Here is a 19859-nt window from a genome sequence, read left to right on the forward strand (position 1 = left end):
CGTTCAAGAAAGGGAGTCGAGACATGTTGCATGGAGACATATCGAGCAGCAAGGACACGGTCGGCGTCGCCGTGGTCAATTACAAGATGCCACGCCTGCACACCAAGGCGCAGGTGCTGGATAACGCGCGCAACATCGCCAACATGGTCGAGGGCATGAAGCTCGGCCTGCCGGGCATGGACCTGGTGATCTTCCCGGAATACTCGACCCACGGCATCATGTACGACTCCAAGGAGATGTACGAGACGGCGTCGTCGGTGCCGGGCGAGGAAACCCGCATCTTCGCCGACGCCTGCCGCAAGGCCAAGGTCTGGGGCGTGTTCTCGCTGACCGGCGAGCGCCACGAGGAGCATCCCAACAAGGCGCCGTACAACACCCTGATCCTGATGAACGACAAGGGCGAGATCGTCCAGAAATATCGCAAGATCATGCCATGGGTGCCGATCGAGGGCTGGTATCCCGGCGATTGCACCTACGTCTCGGAAGGGCCGAAGGGGCTGAAGATCAGTCTGATCATCTGCGACGACGGCAACTATCCGGAGATCTGGCGTGATTGCGCGATGCGCGGCGCCGAACTGATTGTCCGCTGCCAGGGCTACATGTATCCGGCCAAGGAGCAGCAGATCCAGATCTCGAAGTCGATGGCCTGGGCCAACAATTGCTACGTCGCGGTCGCCAACGCCTCGGGCTTCGACGGCGTCTATTCCTACTTCGGCCATTCCGCGATCATCGGTTTCGACGGCCGCACGCTCGGCGAGTGCGGCACCGAGGACAACGGCATCCAGTACGCCCAGCTCTCGGTGTCGCTGATCCGCGACGCCCGCCGCAACATGCAGTCGCAGAACCATCTCTTCAAGCTGATGCACCGCGGCTATACCGGCCTGATCAACTCCGGTGACGGTGACCGCGGCCACGCCGTCTGCCCCTACACCTTCTACAAGAACTGGATCACGGACCCCGAGGGGACGCGGGAAATGGTCGAGGCCATGACCCGTCCGACCGTTGGGACCGACGAATGTCCGATCGAGGGCATTCCGAACCAGAAAGTCGCGCATCGCTAGGCGACATCGACGATCGGCGCCGGCGCGACGTTTGCGCGCCGGCGTGGTTCGAGGCAACGGCGGGCATTTCCACACAGGGGAAGCAGGGGCGATATCATGAGCAGTCAATCGAATAGCGGGCTGGTTCATCAGACCGAGGGCCAGATCGACGACCTTCTCGGTCATGAGTTCGAGCACGAGCCGGTGCCGATGAACGCCCGGCGCAGCGCCTTCTCGGTCACCATGGTGTGGCTGGGCTTTCCGATGATCATCACCGGCGCGATGACCGGATCGCTGCTCGTGCTGGGCATGGGGTTCAAGAATGCGCTGGTAGCGATGATCGTCGGCAATTTGATTATGTTCGCCTATGTGGGCGCGCTCGGCCTGATCGGTACCAGGCGCGGCATGAACTTCGCGCTGATCGCGAGCATTGTGTTCGGCAAGAAGGGCTATGTGCTAGCGTCGGGCCTGCTGTCGACGCTGCTGCTCGGCTGGTACGCCGTGCAGACCGGCATCACGGGCGCCTTGATCTCCTCGACCTACGGCCTCAATTACGTGGCGATGACCATCGTGGCCGGCGTGCTCTATATCGGCATCACCTTCGTCGGCGTAAAGGGCCTGCACTATATCGGGCTGGCGTCGGTGCCGCTGTTCGTCGTGCTCGGCCTTTGGGTCGCGGCCGACGCCGCCTCGACCACGACAGCAGCGGCGATCTTTGGCTATGCCGGCAATAATGGCGTGGCCAGCATGTCGATGGGCGTCGGTCTCACGGTGGTGCTCGCGCTGTTCATCGACGCAGGCACGGTGACCGCCGACTTCAACCGCTGGGCCCCGAGTGCGCGATCATCACTGTTTGCCACCTTCAGCGCGTTTCCGTTTGCCAATCTGGTGGCGATGCTCGTCGGCGGCGTGATGACCGCGGCGCTCGCCGTGCCGAACGCCAATCCGTTCGGCGTCGACAACATGTTCGGCTACATGAACGGCAAGCAGCTGACCTGGCTCAGCATTCTTGCGTTCATCTTCCTCTACGCCAATCTCGGCTCGGTCTGCTCGCACTGCCTGTATAATGCGGCCACCGGCTGGTCGCGCATTCTGGGCACCAACATGCGCTTGATGGCCGTGATCCTCGGCGCCATCGGCATCGTCGTTGCGGCGGGCAACGTCTGGGCGTTCTTCATCCAGTGGTTGTCGCTGCTCGGCATCCTCGTGCCGCCGATCGGTGCGATCATCCTGGTCGATCAGTACCTGCTGCGCGCCGGTGCGCGGGCGGACGTGGACTGGCGTGCGAAGCCGTTCATTGCCTGGGGCATCGGGTCGCTGTGCGCCTTTGCAGTTGAAAACCTGATGCCGGGGCTGTCCACTGCGATCTCGGCCGCGCTGGTCGCCGGCATCGTGTACGGGGCGATCGCACGGGTGGAGCCGTCCGCCGAAAAGGTGGCGCGTCCCGCATAAGCGACAGGCTCAATCAAGCAAAAAGGATGCATCAATGAGCGTCGACTATCAGATCTACGATCTCGGCAATCTGACCTTGCAGCGCGGCGCGACCATCCGCGACTGCAAGCTCGCCTACAAGACGTTTGGCCAGCTCAACGCGGCTAAGGACAACGTGATCGTCTATCCGACCTGGTACTCCGGCCAGCACTACGACAATGAATGGCTGATCGGGCCGGGCATGGCGCTCGATCCGGCAAAATACTTCATCATCATACCCAACATGCTCGGCAACGGCCTGTCGTCATCGCCGAGCAACACGCCGGAGCCGTATAACGGGCCGCGTTTTCCGCAGGTGACGGCCTATGACAATGTGCGCGCCCAGCACCGGCTGGTCACCGAGCAATTCGGCATCAAGCACATTCGCCTGGTGGTCGGCTGGTCGATGGGCGCGTTGCAGACCTTCCATTGGGGTGCGCTTTATCCCGACATGATGGACTTGCTGGCGCCGTTCTGCGGCTCAGCCAAATGCTCGCGCCACAACTACGTGTTCCTCGAGGGCGTCAAGGCCGCGCTCACAGCGGATGCCGCGTGGAAGGAGGGCTGGTACACCGACAAGCCGGCCCGCGGCCTGCGCGCCGCCGCGCGGGTCTATGCCGGCTGGGGCTTTTCGCAGGCCTTCTATCGCGAGCAGCTCGACATCAAGACGCTGGGCTATTCGTCGCTGGAGGATTTTTTGGTGGCGTTCTGGGAAGGCTTCTTCCTGCCGAAGGATCCCAACAACCTGCTCACCATGCTGTGGACCTGGCAGAACGGCGACATCAGTGCCAATGAGATCTACAATGGCGACTTCAAGGCTGCGCTCAGGGCCATCAAGGCCAAGGCTTATGTCATGCCGGGCCAGACCGACCTTTATTTCCCGCCGGAGGATAGCGAGATCGAAGTGGCGAACATGCCGAACGCCAAGTTCGTGCCGGTGCCCTCGATATGGGGCCACTTCGCGGGCGGGCCGGGAACCAATCCGGTCGATGTCGCCTTCATCGTCACCAAGCTCAAGGAATTGCTCGCATCGTGAGATCGAACGGTTGCGTGCGCGATCATGGGAGGCGTGAGCTTGTCCAATCCCGCTCTGCTGCTTGACCAGTACCGTATCCGCGAGGAGCCGTATTACCGGCCGCTCAAGGATGAGGTCGAACTGTTCGGCGCAGCCTATGCGAACCGCATGCCGGTGATGCTGAAAGGGCCCACCGGCTGCGGCAAGACGCGGTTCATCGAATACATGGCGTGGCGGCTCGGCCGCCCGCTCATTACGGTCGCCTGTCACGAGGACATGACGGCGGCCGATCTGGTGGGGCGCTGGCTGCTCGATGCACAGGGTACGGTGTGGAGCGACGGGCCGCTCACCACCGCCGTGCGCCTTGGCGCGATCTGCTATCTGGACGAGATCGTCGAGGCGCGCCAAGATACCACCGTCGTGATTCATCCCCTGACCGATGATCGTCGTGTCCTGCCGCTGGAAAAGCGTGGCGAACTCATCCACGCTCATTCCGACTTCCAGCTTGTGATCTCCTACAATCCGGGCTACCAGAGCGCGATCAAGGACCTCAAGGAATCCACCAAGCAACGTTTTGCGGCGCTGGATTTCGGGTATCCGGACCGGTCGGCGGAGACCGAGGTGGTGTCGCGCGAGGCCGGCATCGAGCCCAACCTCGCTGATCTCCTGGTGAAGATCGCGCAGCACAGCCGCAACCTGAAGGGCCAGGGTCTCGACGAGGGCGCCTCGACCCGGATGCTGGTCAATGCCGGCCGATTGATCGGATGCGGCATCAGCCTCGAAAAGGCGTGCGAGACCACGATCGTCGTTCCCCTGACCGATGATGCGGACACCAGGAACACGTTGCGCGACGTGATCTCGGCCTCCGCGTGAATGGAAGCCTCGAGGTGGCGGTCGCGCAAATCAGTTCGCTCGATGGCTTCCGGTCCGGACGCCGGCTTGCGGCACTGTTGCGCGGTCACGACGAGATCGCCGCGGCAGTGCAGGCGGCGCGCGCCACATTGCAGCCCGTCGTCTCGTTCGATCATCTCGCGGCCTGGGACGAGGCTGTGCACGGCCTGTTCGCGGCCAATCTCGGCGCAGCCATGGTGCTCGGCTATCTCAGGCTATCGGAACGCTGGCCGGCGCAGCGACCGGCCGACGACCTGGTCGCGATCGGCCGTGCGGTCAGCGACATCGGCCGCAGCGCCGGAAGCCGCGTCGCTCACGCACTGCTGACTGAGCTGTCCAAGGTGCTGCCGCGGCTTGCGGGTGCTGGAGAGCTCACCGCGGTTCTCGCCGCGTTCGGCCAACTCGCAGACATGGGGCCGGAGTCGGCCGGCCTTGCGATCGTTCGGCTGGAGCCGTTTCTGGCACAGTCCGGCGGCGAGGCGTTCTCCGCCTGGGTCTCCGCCGGCTTGCGCGCGAGCGGAGGCCGCGCGGCGCGTCGGCGGGCCTATTTCGCGCTCGACGATCCGCTGTCGGCGCGTCTGTTCGCAGCCGGGCGGACAGCGGATGATTTTGCGCGGCTGGAGACGCGTCTCGCCGCAACGACCGTTGCGTTGTGGAACAGAAAGCCGCGTCTCCGCAAACTGGCCGTTGCACCGACGCCGGTGCCGCGGCGGACCTCGCTCGCGGCCGGCTTCATCGGCCTGCCGGAGACGTTTCCCGGCTTCGAAGGCGAGGGGGCGGACGCGATCTATCTCGCAGCGGTCGCGCACGCCGGGGCGCATCTCGTGCATTCCACCGTCCGCTTTCCGGTCGGGCGATTGAAGGCGCTGCAGATCGCGCTGGTCTCGCTGATCGAGGATGCCCGGGTCGAGACGCTGGCGCTTCGTGAACTGCCCGGCCTGCGCCGGCTGTGGCTGCCATTTCACACCGCGACGCCATCCGGCCAGGCGACGGCGGCCGGGCTGATGACGCGGCTGGCGCGGGCGCTGATCGACCCGGATTATCAGGACCCGGATGCGTGGGTCACCAAGGGACAGCAGCTGTTTGCTGCCGCCGCCGACCGCTGGACCGATCCCGCCATCAGCCGCGAGATCGGCGGGCTGCTCGGCAATGACATCGGGCAGATGCGGCTGCAGTTCAACGCCAAGAGCTATGTCGTCGAACCCGCCTATCGCGACGACAATCTGGCACTGTGGGATTTCGGCGATCAGCCGGACAGCCCGGCCGAGACGATCGAGCTCGCGGTCGATTCCGTGCGGATCGAGCGGCGCGATGATCCAGCCGCACAGTCGGCCGATGACGACGCCAAGCCGGACGAGACGCTGCGTGCGAAGGCCCGCGCAGTCACGCTGCTGGACGGATTTCCAGCCGCAACCTATCCGGAATGGGACTATGCCGCGCGCGCCGAGCGGGCGGACTGGACCACCATTCTGGAGGCCGATGCCGCCGTTTCCGCGAAGCCGTTCGATCTGCCGGCGGACACGGACACGATGCGCTGGGTCACACGCTTGACCCGCGATGCGTCGATTGGCCGCCGCATCCGCCACAAGGGCCAGCGCGACGGCGAGGCGCTCGACATCGATGCGGCAGTCGCCGTGACGATCGAGCGGCGTGCCGGCAACACTGGCGAGCCCAGGGTCTATCAGCGCGATGCGCCGGGACCGCGCGATCTCGCCATCCTGCTGCTGATGGATCTGTCGCAATCGACCGCCGACCGCGATCGCCGCGGCCGGACCGTTCTCGACGTCGAGCGTAAGGCAGCCGCGATCATGGCGACGGCGGTCGAGGCCGCCAATGACGCGATCGCAGTGCATGGCTTCAGCTCCGACGGCCGCGAACGCGTGCGTTATCTGCGCATCAAGGACTTCGAGGAGCCGATGGACGCTGTGGTACGGTCGCGCCTCGCGGGCATTGCCAGCAGCCATTCCACCCGGCTTGGTGCGGCCTTGCGCCATGCGGGCGGCTACCTCGCGGGACGACGTGCGTTCCGCAAGGTGCTGCTGCTCCTGACCGATGGCGAGCCCTCCGACATCGACGTGCCCGATCCGCAATATCTCGTGGAGGACGCGCGTCGTGCCGCGCAGCAGCTGCGGCGGCGCAGCACCGATATCTTTGCGTTCGGCATCGGTGAAGGCAGATTTCCCCAGCTCGATCGCATTTTCGGCGAGCGCTATGCGCTTCGCGTGCCGCGCATCGAGGTGCTGCCGCAACGGGTGATGCAGCTTTATGCGGAACTGAAGAAGTAGTCCTGGCAGCTAGCCTATTGCCCGCGGCAGGGAGCCCTTTGCCGTAATCTCCGCAGAAATGTCCTCGATTGTCTTGCGCTGTTCCATGGCGGCCTGCCGGATCAGCGCAAAGGCGGCCGGCTCGGCCAGCGCATGCGTGTGCATGACCTGAAGCACGGCGGCGAGCACGATGCGACGGGATCGAAGCCGCTGCTCGAGCTTGAGCACCTGCTGCTTCAACTCGTTGGTGCGCTCGTTCCGTTCGAAGGCCATCACGAGCGCGGCATAGATGCCCGCCGAGCGCAGCGGCTTGACCAGGAACGATACCGGGTCGAGGTCGAGCACCAGCTTCAGCCGGCTCGGCGTCTCAGTGCCGATCAGGGCGATGACCGGGCTCCGCCCAAGCGACGCACGCTGCGCCGGTGAGGTGAGCGGCAGGAACTCGTCGTCGACCAGCGTCACGTCCGGTCGGCAGTCGATCTTGGCGCCGGGCTCCCATGTGACAATCTCGATCCCGAGACGCTCGAACTGGCGCCTGACGATCGAGGCATCGCGCTCGTCCTTGATGGCGACCAGCGCCTTGCGTCCGCGCAGCGAAAATGACGACGGTTTGCTCATTTCACAACCCGCAAATGCGGCGCATTCGGCGACGCTGCATCCCTTGCGGGGCTGGCGGCGACGTCGAGCTGCGTCAGATAAGGATCAGGCTTAACCGGAGCCTCAGCTTCCCAGAAGATGTCAAACTGTCCCTCGGCGTTGGAGACGGCCAGCCGCGGCGTCAGGACGCAGTGGTTGTTGCTATCATCGATCCAGACCGGACCCTGTGGCGAATTGTAGCGATGGCCGGCAGCAGCGCGCCGCACCTCGCCGATATCAGAGGTGCCGGCGCGCTGCAGCGCGCGGGCCAAGAGATAGACCGCGACATAGGCGGATTGTCCGTCCACCGAGGGGCTGCTGTGTTCGCCGTAACGGGCCTTCCAGCGTGCGACGAAAGCCTTGTTCTCAGGCAGGCGAATGCTTTCGAAATAGGCCGATGATGTGATGCATCCGGCCGATGCAGGGCCTGCGATCTTGAGCTCCGGCTCGCACAGGCTGCAGCTCAGCATGGGAATGCTGAGGTTGGCCGCAGTGGTTGCGGCATGAAAGGCACGGATGAAATCATAGCTCGAACTGCCGACCAGCGTGTTGAAGACAACCGGCGGCCGGCGCCGCACGATCTCGTCGACGATGTGCGTGACCGCGCTTTCACCGAGTTCGAGCAGGCGTTCGGCGAGAATGCGACCTCCCGCCGCCGTCACCAGCTCGCGGGTGACGCGATTGGTTTCCCAGGTCCAGACATAGTTGGAGCCGACGCAGAAGATCTCGCGCGACAGATTGTCGAGCACGTAACGCACCAGCGGCAGCACGTTGTGATTGGGCGAGGCGCCGACATAGATGACGTTGTCGGAGCATTCGAAGCCCTCGTAGCGAGCAGGATACCAGAGCAGTCGGTCGGTGCGCTCGACGATCGGAAGCACCTGTTTGCGCGAGGCCGATGTGTAGCAGCCGATGATGTGCTCGACCCCGACATTGCGAATGAGGTCGTCGCAGACCGTATGGTATTCCGCAATCACCCCGCGGGGATCGCGGACATGCGCTGACATCGAGAAATCGAAGCCATCCTGCTCGTTGATCTCGTCGACCGCCATCATCGCGCTCTTGAGGATCTCGCGCCCCATGGCCTGATAGGGCCCGTGCTGCGAGCAGATGATGCCAACTGGTATGGACGGCTTTGTCATCGACGACTTTCACTGAATTCACGAAGCAAACCATCTTCGCAGAGGTCGGGGCAAGAGGTCATGCCGTTTTGCTGCGCATGCACCTCGCGAAATTTGTGCAGCCAGCCTCGTTGACAACGCGCTGCACACTTCCTTAGAATTTTCTCCTACAGGGCTTCCTGTCGAACTTGCGTGCGTCGATTTGGCCGATGACGTCCCGGTCGCCGTGCAGAGTGCTCCGTTCGATCCCGGGCCCGATGCGATAGTTCATAGCCGCGGCATTTGAGCCATTCGTCACCTTCGTTTCGGAGGGGCGGGTGGCTTTTTGCTTTTGCCGCTAAACAAATTGGCGACACGTCCGTGTCGCCAAGCCGGAGGCGCATGCGCGGTGATGGGCAGTGCCTGCGCTTGCGTCATGTCAAGTGCGGGGATGCGAGACGATGACGGAACTTCACTATCTCGGGCTGATTGAGGTCGGGCAGCAAATCCAGGCCAAGAAGCTCTCGCCGGTCGAAGTGACCAAGGCGATGCTCGGGCGGATCGAGCAGCTCGACGGCAAGCTTAAGAGCTACGCCTATGTGATGGCCGATGCGGCGCTTGCGGAAGCGGCGGCGGCCGAAAAGGACATCGCGTCCGGCAAGGTCAAGGGTCCGTTGCACGGCGTACCGATCGCGATCAAGGACCTGTGCTGGGTCAAGGGCGCTCCCGCCGCGCACGGCATGACCATCCATCGTGATTTCCGGCCGAGCGAGGATGCCACGGTGGTCGTGCGTCTGAAGGATGCCGGCGCTGTCATCCTCGGCAAGCTGCAGCAGACCGAGGGCGCCTATGCCGATCATCACCCGAAGATCGATCCGCCGAAGAACCCGTGGAGCGCCGATCTGTGGTCGGGCGCATCCTCGAGCGGTTCCGGCGTCGCCACCGCAGCGGGACTTTGCTTCGGTTCGCTTGGAACCGACACCGGCGGCTCGATCCGCTTTCCCTCCGCCGCCAACGGCATCACGGGGCTGAAGCCGACCTGGGGACGCGTCAGCCGTTACGGCGCCTTCGAACTTGCGGCCACGCTGGATCACATCGGTCCGATGGCGCGCAGCGCGGCCGATTGTGGCGCCATCCTCGCCGTGATCGCCGGCCAGGACCCCAAGGACACCACGTCGGTGCCGCTGGCCGTGCCGGACTATCTCGCCGGTCTCACCGGAGACCTGCGCGGCGTGACGATCGGCGTCGATCGACGCTGGACCAGCGAAGGCACCGACGATGCCGCCGGTAAGGTGCTCGCCGAAGGTCTGCGGGTTGCGGCCGATCTCGGCGCCAAGATCAAGGAGATCACGTTCCCCGATCCCAAGGCCGTGATCGAGGACTGGTTCCCGCTGTGCGGCATCGAAGTGGCTGTGGCGCACGAAGAGACCTATCCGGCGCGCAAGGACGAGTACGGTCCGGGGCTGGCAGGCCTGCTCGATCTCGGCCGGGCGCAATCCGGCATGGACTATCAGAAGATCGTGCTGCGGCGTGAAGCGTTCCGCGGCGCGGTGCGGCTGCTGTTCGAGACCGTCGATCTGATCGCCGTCCCGGCCCAGGCATTCGCGGCGCCGACGCTGGCCAAGATGGCGGCGCTCGGCGAGGACGCGTCGCTGATTGCCGGGCTGCTTCGCTTCACCTGTCCGTTCGACATGACCGGAAGTCCGACTGTGACGCTCCCCGGCGGCTTTGCGCCGAGCGGCGGCCCTGTCGCCTTCCAGTTCGTCGGCCGTCACTTCGACGAGGCAAGTCTCGTCCGCGCAGGCGATGCCTTCCAGCGCGTCACCGACTGGCACAAGCGCCATCCCGCGATCTGAGTTGAGGAGCCGTTGGCATGACCGAAGACTGGTTGAAGAGTTCCATCATGGCAAAGCGGGCCGTCGCCAAGGGCGCGACCGACACGACCCATAGTTTGACGATCGAGCAACAGGGCGGCTTCCATTACGTCTATGGACCCTATGCCAAGCCGACGCTGTCGATCGATCCGGGCGGGGTGGTCGTCGTCGAGACCGAAGACGCCTTTGGCGGCGTGCTCACCAGCGAGACCGACAGCCCGACGGCGAAGCTGAACTTTCCTTACCTGAACCCGCAATGCGGGCCGATCGCGGTCAAGGGCGCCAAAAAGGGCGATTGCCTCGCTGTCTATATCCGCGACGTCGAGACCCGCGGCGCACAGCCGGCAGGCACCACCTGCATCATTCCGGAGTTCGGCGGTCTGGTCGGGACCGCATCCACGGCGTTGCTCAATCCGCCGCTGCCCGAGCGCGTCAAGAAACTGCATGTCGACCGCAACGGGGTGCGCTGGAGCGATAAGATCACGCTGCCCTACGAGCCGTTCATCGGCACCATCGGCGTGTCGCCCGAGATCGAGGCGATCTCCTCGCTGCAGCCCGACTATCACGGCGGCAACATGGACCTGCCCGACGTCGCGCCGGGTGCGATCATTTATTTGCCGGTGCATACCGAGGGCGGGCTGCTCTATGTCGGTGACTGCCACGCCACGCAAGGCGATGGCGAGCTCTCAGGTGTCGCGCTCGAGCAGCGCGCGACCGTCACGCTGCAGGTCGATCTGATCAAGAACTGGAGCTTTGCCTGGCCGCGGCTCGAGACGCGCGACTTCATCATGACGATCGGCAGCGCACGGCCGCTCGAAGATGCGGCGCGTATCGCCTATCGCGAGCTGGTGCGGTGGATGAGTGCGGACTACGGCTTCGAAGAGATCGACGCCTACATGCTGCTCAGCCAGGCCGGCCGCATGCGGCTCGGCAACATGGTCGACCCCAAATACACGATGGGGGCGTCGATCCTGAAGAATTACCTCAAGGCGTGACTTCCAACATTCTTTAAAGAGAGGACATCGCGATGATTTCGGGGCGTGTAGTCGGAATAGCTTTGCTTGGTGCCGTGATGGCGACGGCAGCAATAGGTAGCGCCCGGGCAGCCCAGCCGCCGTTGAAGATCGGCTTGCTGGAGGACGTCTCCGGCGACCTTGCATTCATGGGTATGCCAAAGCTGCACGGATCGCAGCTGGCGGTCGAGGAGATCAACAAGAGCGGCGGCATTCTTGGGCGGCAGATCGAGTTGATCCATCTCGATCCGCAGGGCGACAATGCCCGCTACCAGGAGTTCGGCAGGCGCTTGCTCAATCGCGATAAGGTCGACGTTCTGATCGGCGGTATCACGTCGGCCTCGCGCGAGGCATTGCGTCCGATCGTCGATCGCACCACGACGCCATACTTCTATACCAACCAGTATGAAGGCGGCGTCTGCGATGCCAGCATGATCAGCATGGGCGCGGTGCCGGAGCAGCAGTTCTCGACCCTGATCCCCTGGATGGTCGAGAAGTTCGGCAAGAAAGTCTACGTCATCGCCGCGGACTACAATTTCGGCCAGATCTCCGCGGAGTGGAACCGCAAGATCATGAAGGATCTCGGCGGCGAGGTCGTGGGCGAGGAATTCATTCCGCTCGGCGTGTCGCAGTTCGCGCAGACGATCCAGAACATCCAGAAGGCAAAGCCGGACTGGTTGCTGACGATCAATGTCGGCGCCGCGCAGGACTCGTTCTTCGAGCAGGCGGCTGCCGCCAACCTCAATCTGCCGATGGGGTCTTCGATCAAGGTCATGCTCGGTTTCGAGCACAAGCGGTTCAAGCCGCCAGCGCTCAACAACATGCATGCGACCGCCAACTGGTTCGAGGAGATCGACACCCCCGAAGCCAACGACTTCAAAAAACGCTGGCACGCCAAGTTCCCCGATGAGCTCTACATCAACGACATGGGCTACAACGCCTACAATGCGCTCTACATGTACAAGACGCTGGTCGAGAAGGCGAAGTCGACCAAGCTCGAGGATATGCGCAAGGTGATCGCAACAGGCGATGCCTGCATCGACGCCCCCGAGGGCAAGGTCTGCATCGATCCGAAGAGCCAGCATACGTCGCACCGCATGCGCCTGATCTCGGTCGGGCCCAAGCATGAGGTGACCGTCGAGAAGGACTACGGGACGATCCAGCCGTACTGGTTGGGCGAGATCGGCTGCGATCTCACCAAGAAGAACGACAAGGACCAGTACACGCCGAGTCATCTTCCCAACAAATCGTGACGCGAACGGGCACGATTCTTGCTCGTGTTGTGCATCACGACTTCGAACCGAGCCGGCGCCGCAATGATGCGGCGCCGTGATCACGGAGACCGGAATGTCGGCTGAACTCTTCTCGTTATTCTATCAGTTCGCCGACGTCTTCGCGTTCCTGATCCTGTCGGCGGCGGGGCTTGCCATTGTGTTCGGCATGATGGGCGTCATCAATATGGCGCATGGCGAGTTCATCATGTGCGGCGCCTATGTGACCGTTGGGCTCGTGAATCTCGGCGTACCGCTTCCGATCGCCCAGATCCTGGCCGCGCTGACCGCTGGGATTATCGGCATGATCGTCGAGTTCCTGATCGTCCGGCGCTTCTACAAGCGTCCGCTCGATTCCCTGCTTGCCACCTGGGGCCTCAGCCTGATCGTGACGCAGTCGATGCTGCTGATCGTTGGATCCGCGGTGCGCGGCATCGGCACGCCCGAAGGAAGCTTTGCGATCGGGGGCTACACGTTCTCGACCTACCGTCTTGTGCTGTTCGGTTGTGCAGTGGCGGTGCTGGCCGGCCTCTACATCATCTTCATGAAGACCCGCTTCGGTGTGATCGCGCGCGCGACTATGCAGAACGCGGCCATGGCGAAGGCGCTTGGCGCGCGCACCGGGCGGATCTATTCCATCAGCTTCGGGATCGGCACGGCGCTTGCGGGACTTTGCGGCGCGCTTTACGCGCCGACCATGACGCTGATCCCGACCATGGGCGCGACCTTCGTGGTCGAGAGTTTTGTCACCGTCGTGATCGGCGGCGCCAACGTCTTGCTCGGAACCGCGCCGGCCGCGGTGTTCCTGGCGATGATCAGGATGGCGCTGAATGCGAGTTATGGCCAAATCATCGGGCAGATCGGCATGCTGTTTGCCGTCATCCTGATCATACGTGTCCTGCCTGAGGGACTATCCAGCGTGCTGGTTCGCCGTGGCCGCTAGACGGGAATTTTGGATGTTCAAGCTGCTCGACGGTCCGCAGACGCTCGGACGAGGCAAGATCTTCTGGTCCTGTTTCCTGGCTGTGCTGGCGGGCGCGCTGATCTATCCGTTGTTCGCTGATTCCTATGATGTCGGCAATTTTGCCTACTTCCTGATCTGGATCTTCATGGCGCTCGGCCTCTGCCTGATGTGGGGGTACGGCGGCATGCTGTCGTTCGGCCAGACCTTCTTCTTCGGCATCGCCGGCTACGGCTATGGCGTGCTCGCCATCAACATGGGCGGGGGAACGGCGACGATCGCAGCGCTGGTTCTCTCCGTCCTGATCGCGATGATCGCGGCCGGGATCCTCGGCTATTTCATGATCTGGGGCGGCATTAGCGGGATCTTCTTCGGCATCGTGACGCTGTCGGCGACGCTGGTGCTTGCGTTCTTCCTCGGGCAGACGGCCGGACCGGAATGGCATATCGGTCCGGCCCGGCTGAACGGCTTCAACGGCATGAAGGGAATGGACCCGCTCACCGTCCGTGACTTCACCATCGAAGGATCGGCACTCTATTACGTCATGATCGCGCTGATCGTGATCGTCTACATCGCGCTGCGCATGCTGGTGAACTCGAGCATCGGCAACGTGATCGTGGCGACGCGCGAAAATCCGCAGCGCGCCGAGATGCTCGGCTATGACGTCCGCAAGTATCAGCTGCTGACATTCGTGATCGGCAGCGGCCTCGCAGGGCTCAGCGGTGCGCTGTACACGTCCTGGGGCCAGTTCATCACGCCGTCCAGCATCGGCCTGCCGGCGGCGGCGATGCCGATCGTGTGGGTGGCATTCTCCGGACGCAACGATTTGACCGCGACGCTGGTTGGTTCGTTCCTGCTGCTGTTCGGCTTCCAGACCATCACGGTCTACAGTCAGCAGGCGGCGCTGGTGCTGATGGGCGTGCTCCTGCTCGCTACCGTGATGTTGGCGCCGCAGGGATTTGTGCTCGGTATCGGCAAGCTCGTCGTCGATTGGTGGTCCCGCCGTCGGCGACGCGACGATGGCCCCGCGCTGGCGGAGGCCGGCCGTCTGCAATCGGATGAGACCTGAATCATGGCACTGGTCGATGTGAAAGGCATATCCAAGCGGTTCGGTGGATTGACCGCCGTCTCCGACGTCGACCTGACGGTCAATGTCGGCGAGGTGCATTGCCTGATCGGGCCCAACGGGGCCGGGAAGAGCACGCTGTTCAAGCTGATCGTCGGCCTCTACCCGCCGACCGCGGGCAGCATCTTCTTCGACTCCGTCGATATCACCAATGAGCGTCCCTACGCGCGGGTGCAACGCGGCATGAGCATCAAGATGCAGGCGCCGAGCGTGTTCAAGGAACTGCCGGTGCGGCAGAACATCCAGATCGCGCTTCAGGAACGGCTTTCGGGCGCTGAACGCAGCGCCGAGGAGGAGCGGCTGTTGTCGCTGCTCAATCTGGCCGACGACAGCGGCAAGCTCGCGGGGGCGCTGTCGCACGGCCAGCAGCAATGGCTCGAGATCGGCATGGCGCTGGCGTTGCAGCCGCAACTCCTGCTGCTGGACGAGCCGACCGCCGGCATGTCGCCGGAGGAAACCTACAAGACCGGTGAACTGATCAAGTCGTTCAATGCCGAGGGCATGACGGTGCTGGTCGTCGAGCACGACATGGCGTTCGTACGTCAGGTCGCGCAGCGCGTCACTGTTCTGCATCTTGGCAAGATCTTTGCGCGCGGCAGTCTGGAAGCCATCCTGGAAGATGAGAAGGTCGCGGAAATCTATTTGGGTAAGACCCATGCCCACTGATCGCATTCTGGACGTGTCGGGACTTTGGGCGGGCTACGGCGCGACGCCGATCCTGCAGGGTGTCAGCATGTCGGTCTCGCGCGGCGAGATCGTCGGCGTGATCGGCCGCAACGGCGTCGGCAAGTCGACCCTGATGCGGTGCCTGATCGGCCTGCTGCAGACCTGGCGCGGCACCATCACCTTCATGGAGCAGGACGTGACGCAGCTCGAGGCAGACGCGCGGGCGCGCGCCGGCTTCGGCTACATCCCGCAGGGCCGCGACGTGTTTCCGCAAATGAGCGTCGAGGAGAATTTGCAGGTCGGCGAGCTGATCGGCGGACCCGACGGCAAGAAGCTGCCGGAACTCGTCTATACGTATTTTCCGCGCCTCAAGGAGCGCCGGCGGCAGATCGCCGGCACCATGTCGGGCGGCGAACAGCAGCAGCTTGCGATCGGCCGCGCGCTGATCGGCAACCCGTCGCTGATGATTCTCGACGAGCCCTCCGAGGGCATCCAGCCGTCGATCGTGCAGCACATTTGCGAGGCGCTGAAATCGTTCCGGGACGAGCTTGGGACGACGATCATCTTCGTCGAGCAGAATCTCGACACCATCCTGGCGATCGCCCAGCGCTGCTACATCATGGAAAAGGGCAAGATCACCCGATCGCTGGCCGGTGAGGAGGTCAACGCGGATACTGTTCGCGCACAACTGCTGCTTTGATACCGCACGTTCGACAATCGATAATAAATGGAGGGAATGAACATGGATCTCGGACTCAAGGGAGCAAAGGTTCTCGTCACCGGCAGCACCAAGGGCATCGGCAGGGCGATCGCCGACACGTTCGCGGCCGAAGGCGCCAATGTTGGAATCTGCGCGCGCAATCAGGGCGACGTCGACGCCGCGGTCACTGCGATCAAGGCCAAGGGCGTTGCCGCGTTCGGCGGTGCCGTCGACGTCTCGAACGGGCCGGCGCTGAAGGCCTGGGTCGCTGACATGGCGTCCAAGCTCGGCGGCATCGACGTCGTGGTCGCCAATGTCAGCGCGCTCTCGATCGGCCAGGACGAGGGGAGCTGGGAGAAGGAATTCTCCACCGACATGATGGGGACGGTGCGGCTCGTCAACGCCGCGATGCCGTATCTCGAGAAGAGCGCGGCCGCTGCGATCGTCACCATCTCCAGCGTCTCGGGGCGCGAGGTCGATTTTGCCAGCGGTCCTTACGGGACGTTCAAGGCCGCGATCATTCACTACACGCAGGGCCTCGCCTACCAGCTTGCCGCGAAGGGCATCCGGGCCAATTCGGTGTCGCCGGGCAACACCTATTTCGAGGGCGGCGTCTGGAACATGATCAAGGACGGTAATCCCGAACTGTACAAGACCGCGCTGGCGCTCAACCCGACCGGCCGGATGGGTACGCCGCAGGAGATGGCGAACGCCGCTGTGTTCCTGGCGAGCAAGGCGGCGAGCTTCATCACCGGGACCAACCTCGTCGTCGACGGCGCCTTGACGCGCGGTGTCCAGTTCTAGCCGGGGCCACAACGACATGTCAGCGGATCCATTGCACTACAAATCCATCACCGAGATCTCCGAGCTGTTCCGCAGCAAGGAGGCGAAGCCTTCGGAGGTCACGGAGGCGATCCTGGGCCGGATCGCGAAGCTGGATGGCCAGTTTCATGGCTACGCGCTCGTGCTCGCGGAGCGGGCGATGGCCCAGGCCAAGCAATACGATGCAGAGATCGCCAAGGGCATCTGGCGCGGCCCGCTGCATGGCGTTCCGATCGGGTTGAAGGACCTCTGCTACACGAATTTTGCGCCGACGGCGGCCGGCACGACGATCCACGCCAGGTTCGTGCCGTCCTTCAATGCCACGATCGTGGACCGGCTCGAGCTTGCCGGCGCGGTGACGCTCGGCAAGCTCAAGATGACGGAGGGGGCCTATACCAGCCACCATCCCGCCGACCACCAGGCGCCACTCAATCCGTGGAATGTGGACTATTGGGTCGGTTCTTCGTCGACCGGATCCGGTGTCGCGACGTCGGCCGGCCTCTGCTACGGCTCGATCGGCAGCGATACCGGCGGCTCGATCAGGTTTCCGTCGGCAACCTGCGGGTTGACCGGAATCAAGCCGACCTGGGGCCGCGTCAGCCGGCACGGCATCTTCCCGTTGGCGGATTCGCTCGATCACGTCGGACCGATGTGCCGCAGCGCTGCGGATGCCGGCGCGATGCTCGGCGTCATCGCGGGCGCTGACGTCAACGACCCGACTGCGTTGCGGGCGCCGGTGCCGAACTATCTGGCCGGCGCAGGCGACGGCATAAGGGGCTTGAGGATCGGCGTCGATCGCAGGTACACCCAGGAGGGCATCGATCGGCAGGTCGTGGTCGCCTTGCTGGAAGCCGAGCGCACGCTCGCCGCTCTCGGTGCCGACATCCGTGAGGTGCATTTCCCGCCTTATCAAAGGCTCGTCAGCCAGTGGATCCCGATGTGCTCGGTGGAGACGGCTGAGGCGCATCTGGACACCTACCCGTCGCGGAAGTCGGAATACGGACCGGATCTCGCCCAGGTCATCGAGCAGGGCAGGTCGGTGAGTGGCGTCGATATTGCCGCGATCCATCACGAACGGCTCAAGTTCAGCGGCAGCCTCGCTGCGATGTTCGAGGATATCGATCTGCTGCTGATCCCGACGATGCCGGTGCCGATCCCGACGCTCACCAAGATGAGCGAATACGGCGCCGATCCCACGGTGTTGTTGAGCATCCTGCGTTTCACCGCGGTGTTCGACTTCTCGGGCAGCCCGACCATCACGCTGCCGATGGGCATGGCGTCGGACAAGATGCCGCTCAGCATGCAGCTGGTCGGTCCGCATCTCTCCGAAGATTTGCTGGTCCGCGCCGGTTGCGCGTTCCAGTCGGTGACGGATTGGCACACGCGGCGGCCGCCCGTCGAATAAAGCGCCGTCAACCGGTCTTGTCGACGTTCCAGAACAGCGGCACCGGCGCGCGGACGATGTCCTTCAGCGCCTTCCGCGTCGCGGCCGGCTGATTGTATTGCCCGGTGGGCACGTGGGTGACCACCTCATAGGCGCGCGCCTGGATCTTGTCGGCGAGCGCCTTCTGGTCGGATGGCGCCGCGGTGCGGGCAAAGCCGTCGCGCAGCCGCTCGAGCTCGGCGTCCTCGACCCAGCCGAAGAAGCCGCCGTTCTTGCCCTTGCCGTTGACGCAGGCGTTGCCGATCGGATTGATCAAATCGGCGCTGGCCCAGGTCGAGTGGTAGAGCGACCAGCCGCCCTCGGCCGGCATCGACTGCTTGGCGCGCCGCGCCACCACCGACCCCCAGTCCATCGCCAGCAGGTTGACGTTCATGCCGATCGCGCGCAGCGCTTCGGCGGTGACGGTGCCGAGCGCCGTGATGATCGGCGCGTCGGTCGCGTGCAGGATCGTGATCGGCTCGCCCTTGTAGCCGCCTTGCTTCAGCAGCTCCTTCGCCTTGGCCGTATCGGCTTTGGTCGACCAGCCGACCGCGCTTTCGAACGGCGTGCCGGCGATGAAGATCGCGGGCGTGATCTTGTAATAGTCGGGATTGCCGATCTGGGTGTCGAGCCAGTCCTTCTGGTTCACGGCGTGCAGCACGGCCTGGCGGATCTCCGGCCGGTCGAACGGCGGCACCAGCCAGTTCATCCGGCACATGCCGGAAAATCCAAGCGTATTGTAATCGGTCAGCTCGACATTCGCGGCGCGCGCCAGCATCGCATGATGGTCGTGCGGCGGCACTTCGAAATAGTCGATCTCGTCGTTCATCAGCGCGTTGGTCGCGATCTGGAAATCCGGCACGCTGATCCATTCGTAGCGGCCGATTTTCACGACCTTGCCGCCGCCGGTCCCGTCGGATGGCTCGTCGCGCGAAATGTAGTCGGGATTCTTCTCGTAAGCGGCCTTGACGCCGGGCTGGAATTCCGCCGTCACGAAGCGGAATGGCCCGGAGCCGAGATGATCCGTGATGGCCTGGTCGGCGGGTGTCGCGGCAATCCGCGCCGGCACGATGAAGGGCACGTTGGCGGTCGGCTTGCCGAGCGCCGCCAGCACGAAGCCGCACGGCTCCTTCAGCACCATGCGGAAGGTGCGCTCGTCGACCGGTTTCAGCTCGACGACGAACTCGAACAGTTTCTGGCCCATCGTGTCGCGTTTGGCCCAGCGCTGCAGCGAGGGGATCACGTCGGCCGACGTCACCGCGCTGCCGTCATGGAATTTGAGGCCGGGGCGCAGACGGAACGTGTAAGTCAGATTGTCGGCCGAGACCTCCCAGGCCTCGACCATCTGCGGCTCGATCTCGAGTTTCGAATTGGTCGAGAACAGCGTGTCATAGATCATGTAGCCATGGTTGCGCGCCGTCCACGCCGTCGTCATGATCGGGTCGGTGGCGCGCAGCGGTGCATGCATCACCGCAGTGATGGTTTTCGAGCTGGCCCGCGCGATGCGCGGCATCGCAACGCCCAGGCTCGCGCCGGCGCCGATCTGCAGGAGGGTGCGCCGGTTGATCGATGGTCCCATGATGTCCC

At 63.8% G+C, this 19859-nt stretch carries 17 protein-coding genes; 14 read left to right on the plus strand and 3 right to left on the minus strand.

Features of this window, described 5'->3' with window-relative positions; all coding sequences use genetic code 11:
- Nucleotides 1–23 precede the first annotated feature (23 nt).
- The 5 genes from V5279_RS16405 (at nt 24) to V5279_RS16425 (ending at nt 6701) form a co-directional block, all read left to right on the plus strand.
- A complete protein-coding gene (locus tag V5279_RS16405) occupies nt 24–1061 on the plus strand; it encodes an aliphatic amidase (RefSeq protein WP_029080622.1) in 1038 nt (345 codons plus the stop codon).
- 96 nt (nt 1062–1157) lie between these two features.
- The gene (locus tag V5279_RS16410) at nt 1158–2492 is read left to right on the plus strand and encodes a purine-cytosine permease family protein (RefSeq protein ID WP_338699026.1); all 1335 of its coding nucleotides are present in this window, start codon (nt 1158–1160) and stop codon (nt 2490–2492) included.
- A 34-nt stretch (nt 2493–2526) separates the two neighbouring features.
- On the plus strand, nt 2527–3546 hold the full coding sequence (locus tag V5279_RS16415) for an alpha/beta fold hydrolase (RefSeq protein WP_338699028.1): 1020 nt from the start codon (nt 2527–2529) through the stop codon (nt 3544–3546).
- A gap of 39 nt (nt 3547–3585) precedes the next feature.
- Entirely contained in the window at nt 3586–4398 is an 813-nt protein-coding gene (locus V5279_RS16420; RefSeq protein ID WP_029080619.1) for a CbbQ/NirQ/NorQ/GpvN family protein, read from the plus strand.
- Between the two features lie 14 nt (nt 4399–4412).
- Nucleotides 4413–6701 carry a nitric oxide reductase activation protein NorD gene (locus tag V5279_RS16425; RefSeq protein ID WP_338699030.1) on the plus strand — a complete coding sequence of 763 codons (2289 nt, stop codon included), beginning with the start codon at nt 4413–4415 and terminating at the stop codon, nt 6699–6701.
- Nucleotides 6702–6710: 9 nt separating this feature from the next.
- On the opposite strand, the gene V5279_RS16430 is transcribed toward V5279_RS16425, so the two are convergent.
- Complete coding sequence (locus tag V5279_RS16430; protein ID WP_338699032.1) at nt 6711–7298, minus strand: ANTAR domain-containing response regulator; 588 nt, start codon at nt 7296–7298, stop codon at nt 6711–6713.
- Complete coding sequence (locus V5279_RS16435) at nt 7295–8458, minus strand: transporter substrate-binding domain-containing protein (protein WP_029080616.1); 1164 nt, start codon at nt 8456–8458, stop codon at nt 7295–7297. The genes V5279_RS16430 and V5279_RS16435 overlap by 4 nt, the downstream gene beginning before the upstream one ends.
- A gap of 419 nt (nt 8459–8877) precedes the next feature.
- Between V5279_RS16435 and V5279_RS16440 the strand changes: the two genes are divergently transcribed.
- The 9 genes from V5279_RS16440 (at nt 8878) to V5279_RS16480 (ending at nt 18254) form a co-directional block, all read left to right on the plus strand.
- Nucleotides 8878–10272 carry an amidase gene (locus V5279_RS16440; RefSeq protein WP_338699035.1) on the plus strand — a complete coding sequence of 465 codons (1395 nt, stop codon included), beginning with the start codon at nt 8878–8880 and terminating at the stop codon, nt 10270–10272.
- A 17-nt stretch (nt 10273–10289) separates the two neighbouring features.
- Nucleotides 10290–11285, plus strand: a complete 996-nt coding sequence (locus V5279_RS16445; protein ID WP_338699037.1) for an acetamidase/formamidase family protein — start codon at nt 10290–10292, stop codon at nt 11283–11285.
- A 77-nt stretch (nt 11286–11362) separates the two neighbouring features.
- The gene (locus tag V5279_RS16450; RefSeq protein ID WP_338699039.1) at nt 11363–12556 is read left to right on the plus strand and encodes an urea ABC transporter substrate-binding protein; all 1194 of its coding nucleotides are present in this window, start codon (nt 11363–11365) and stop codon (nt 12554–12556) included.
- A 94-nt stretch (nt 12557–12650) separates the two neighbouring features.
- Entirely contained in the window at nt 12651–13517 is an 867-nt protein-coding gene (locus tag V5279_RS16455; RefSeq protein ID WP_166203989.1) for an ABC transporter permease subunit, read from the plus strand.
- Nucleotides 13518–13530: 13 nt separating this feature from the next.
- On the plus strand, nt 13531–14604 hold the full coding sequence (locus V5279_RS16460; RefSeq protein ID WP_338699044.1) for a branched-chain amino acid ABC transporter permease: 1074 nt from the start codon (nt 13531–13533) through the stop codon (nt 14602–14604).
- A 3-nt stretch (nt 14605–14607) separates the two neighbouring features.
- Complete coding sequence (locus V5279_RS16465; RefSeq protein ID WP_338699046.1) at nt 14608–15327, plus strand: ABC transporter ATP-binding protein; 720 nt, start codon at nt 14608–14610, stop codon at nt 15325–15327.
- Nucleotides 15317–16027 carry an ABC transporter ATP-binding protein gene (locus tag V5279_RS16470; RefSeq protein WP_338699048.1) on the plus strand — a complete coding sequence of 237 codons (711 nt, stop codon included), beginning with the start codon at nt 15317–15319 and terminating at the stop codon, nt 16025–16027. The genes V5279_RS16465 and V5279_RS16470 overlap by 11 nt, the downstream gene beginning before the upstream one ends.
- A 42-nt stretch (nt 16028–16069) precedes the next feature.
- Nucleotides 16070–16831: an SDR family NAD(P)-dependent oxidoreductase gene (locus tag V5279_RS16475; RefSeq protein ID WP_338699050.1), complete on the plus strand. Its 762-nt coding sequence runs from the start codon at nt 16070–16072 to the stop codon at nt 16829–16831.
- A 16-nt stretch (nt 16832–16847) separates the two neighbouring features.
- Nucleotides 16848–18254: an amidase gene (locus V5279_RS16480; RefSeq protein ID WP_338699052.1), complete on the plus strand. Its 1407-nt coding sequence runs from the start codon at nt 16848–16850 to the stop codon at nt 18252–18254.
- A gap of 7 nt (nt 18255–18261) precedes the next feature.
- Here the strand turns inward: V5279_RS16480 and V5279_RS16485 are convergent, their stop codons facing one another.
- A complete protein-coding gene (locus V5279_RS16485) occupies nt 18262–19851 on the minus strand; it encodes an ABC transporter substrate-binding protein (protein ID WP_338699054.1) in 1590 nt (529 codons plus the stop codon).
- Nucleotides 19852–19859 lie beyond the last annotated feature (8 nt).

This window comes from Bradyrhizobium sp. 26S5 (genome assembly GCF_036923295.1).
In the GTDB taxonomy this organism is placed as follows: Bacteria; Pseudomonadota; Alphaproteobacteria; order Rhizobiales; family Xanthobacteraceae; genus Bradyrhizobium; species Bradyrhizobium septentrionale.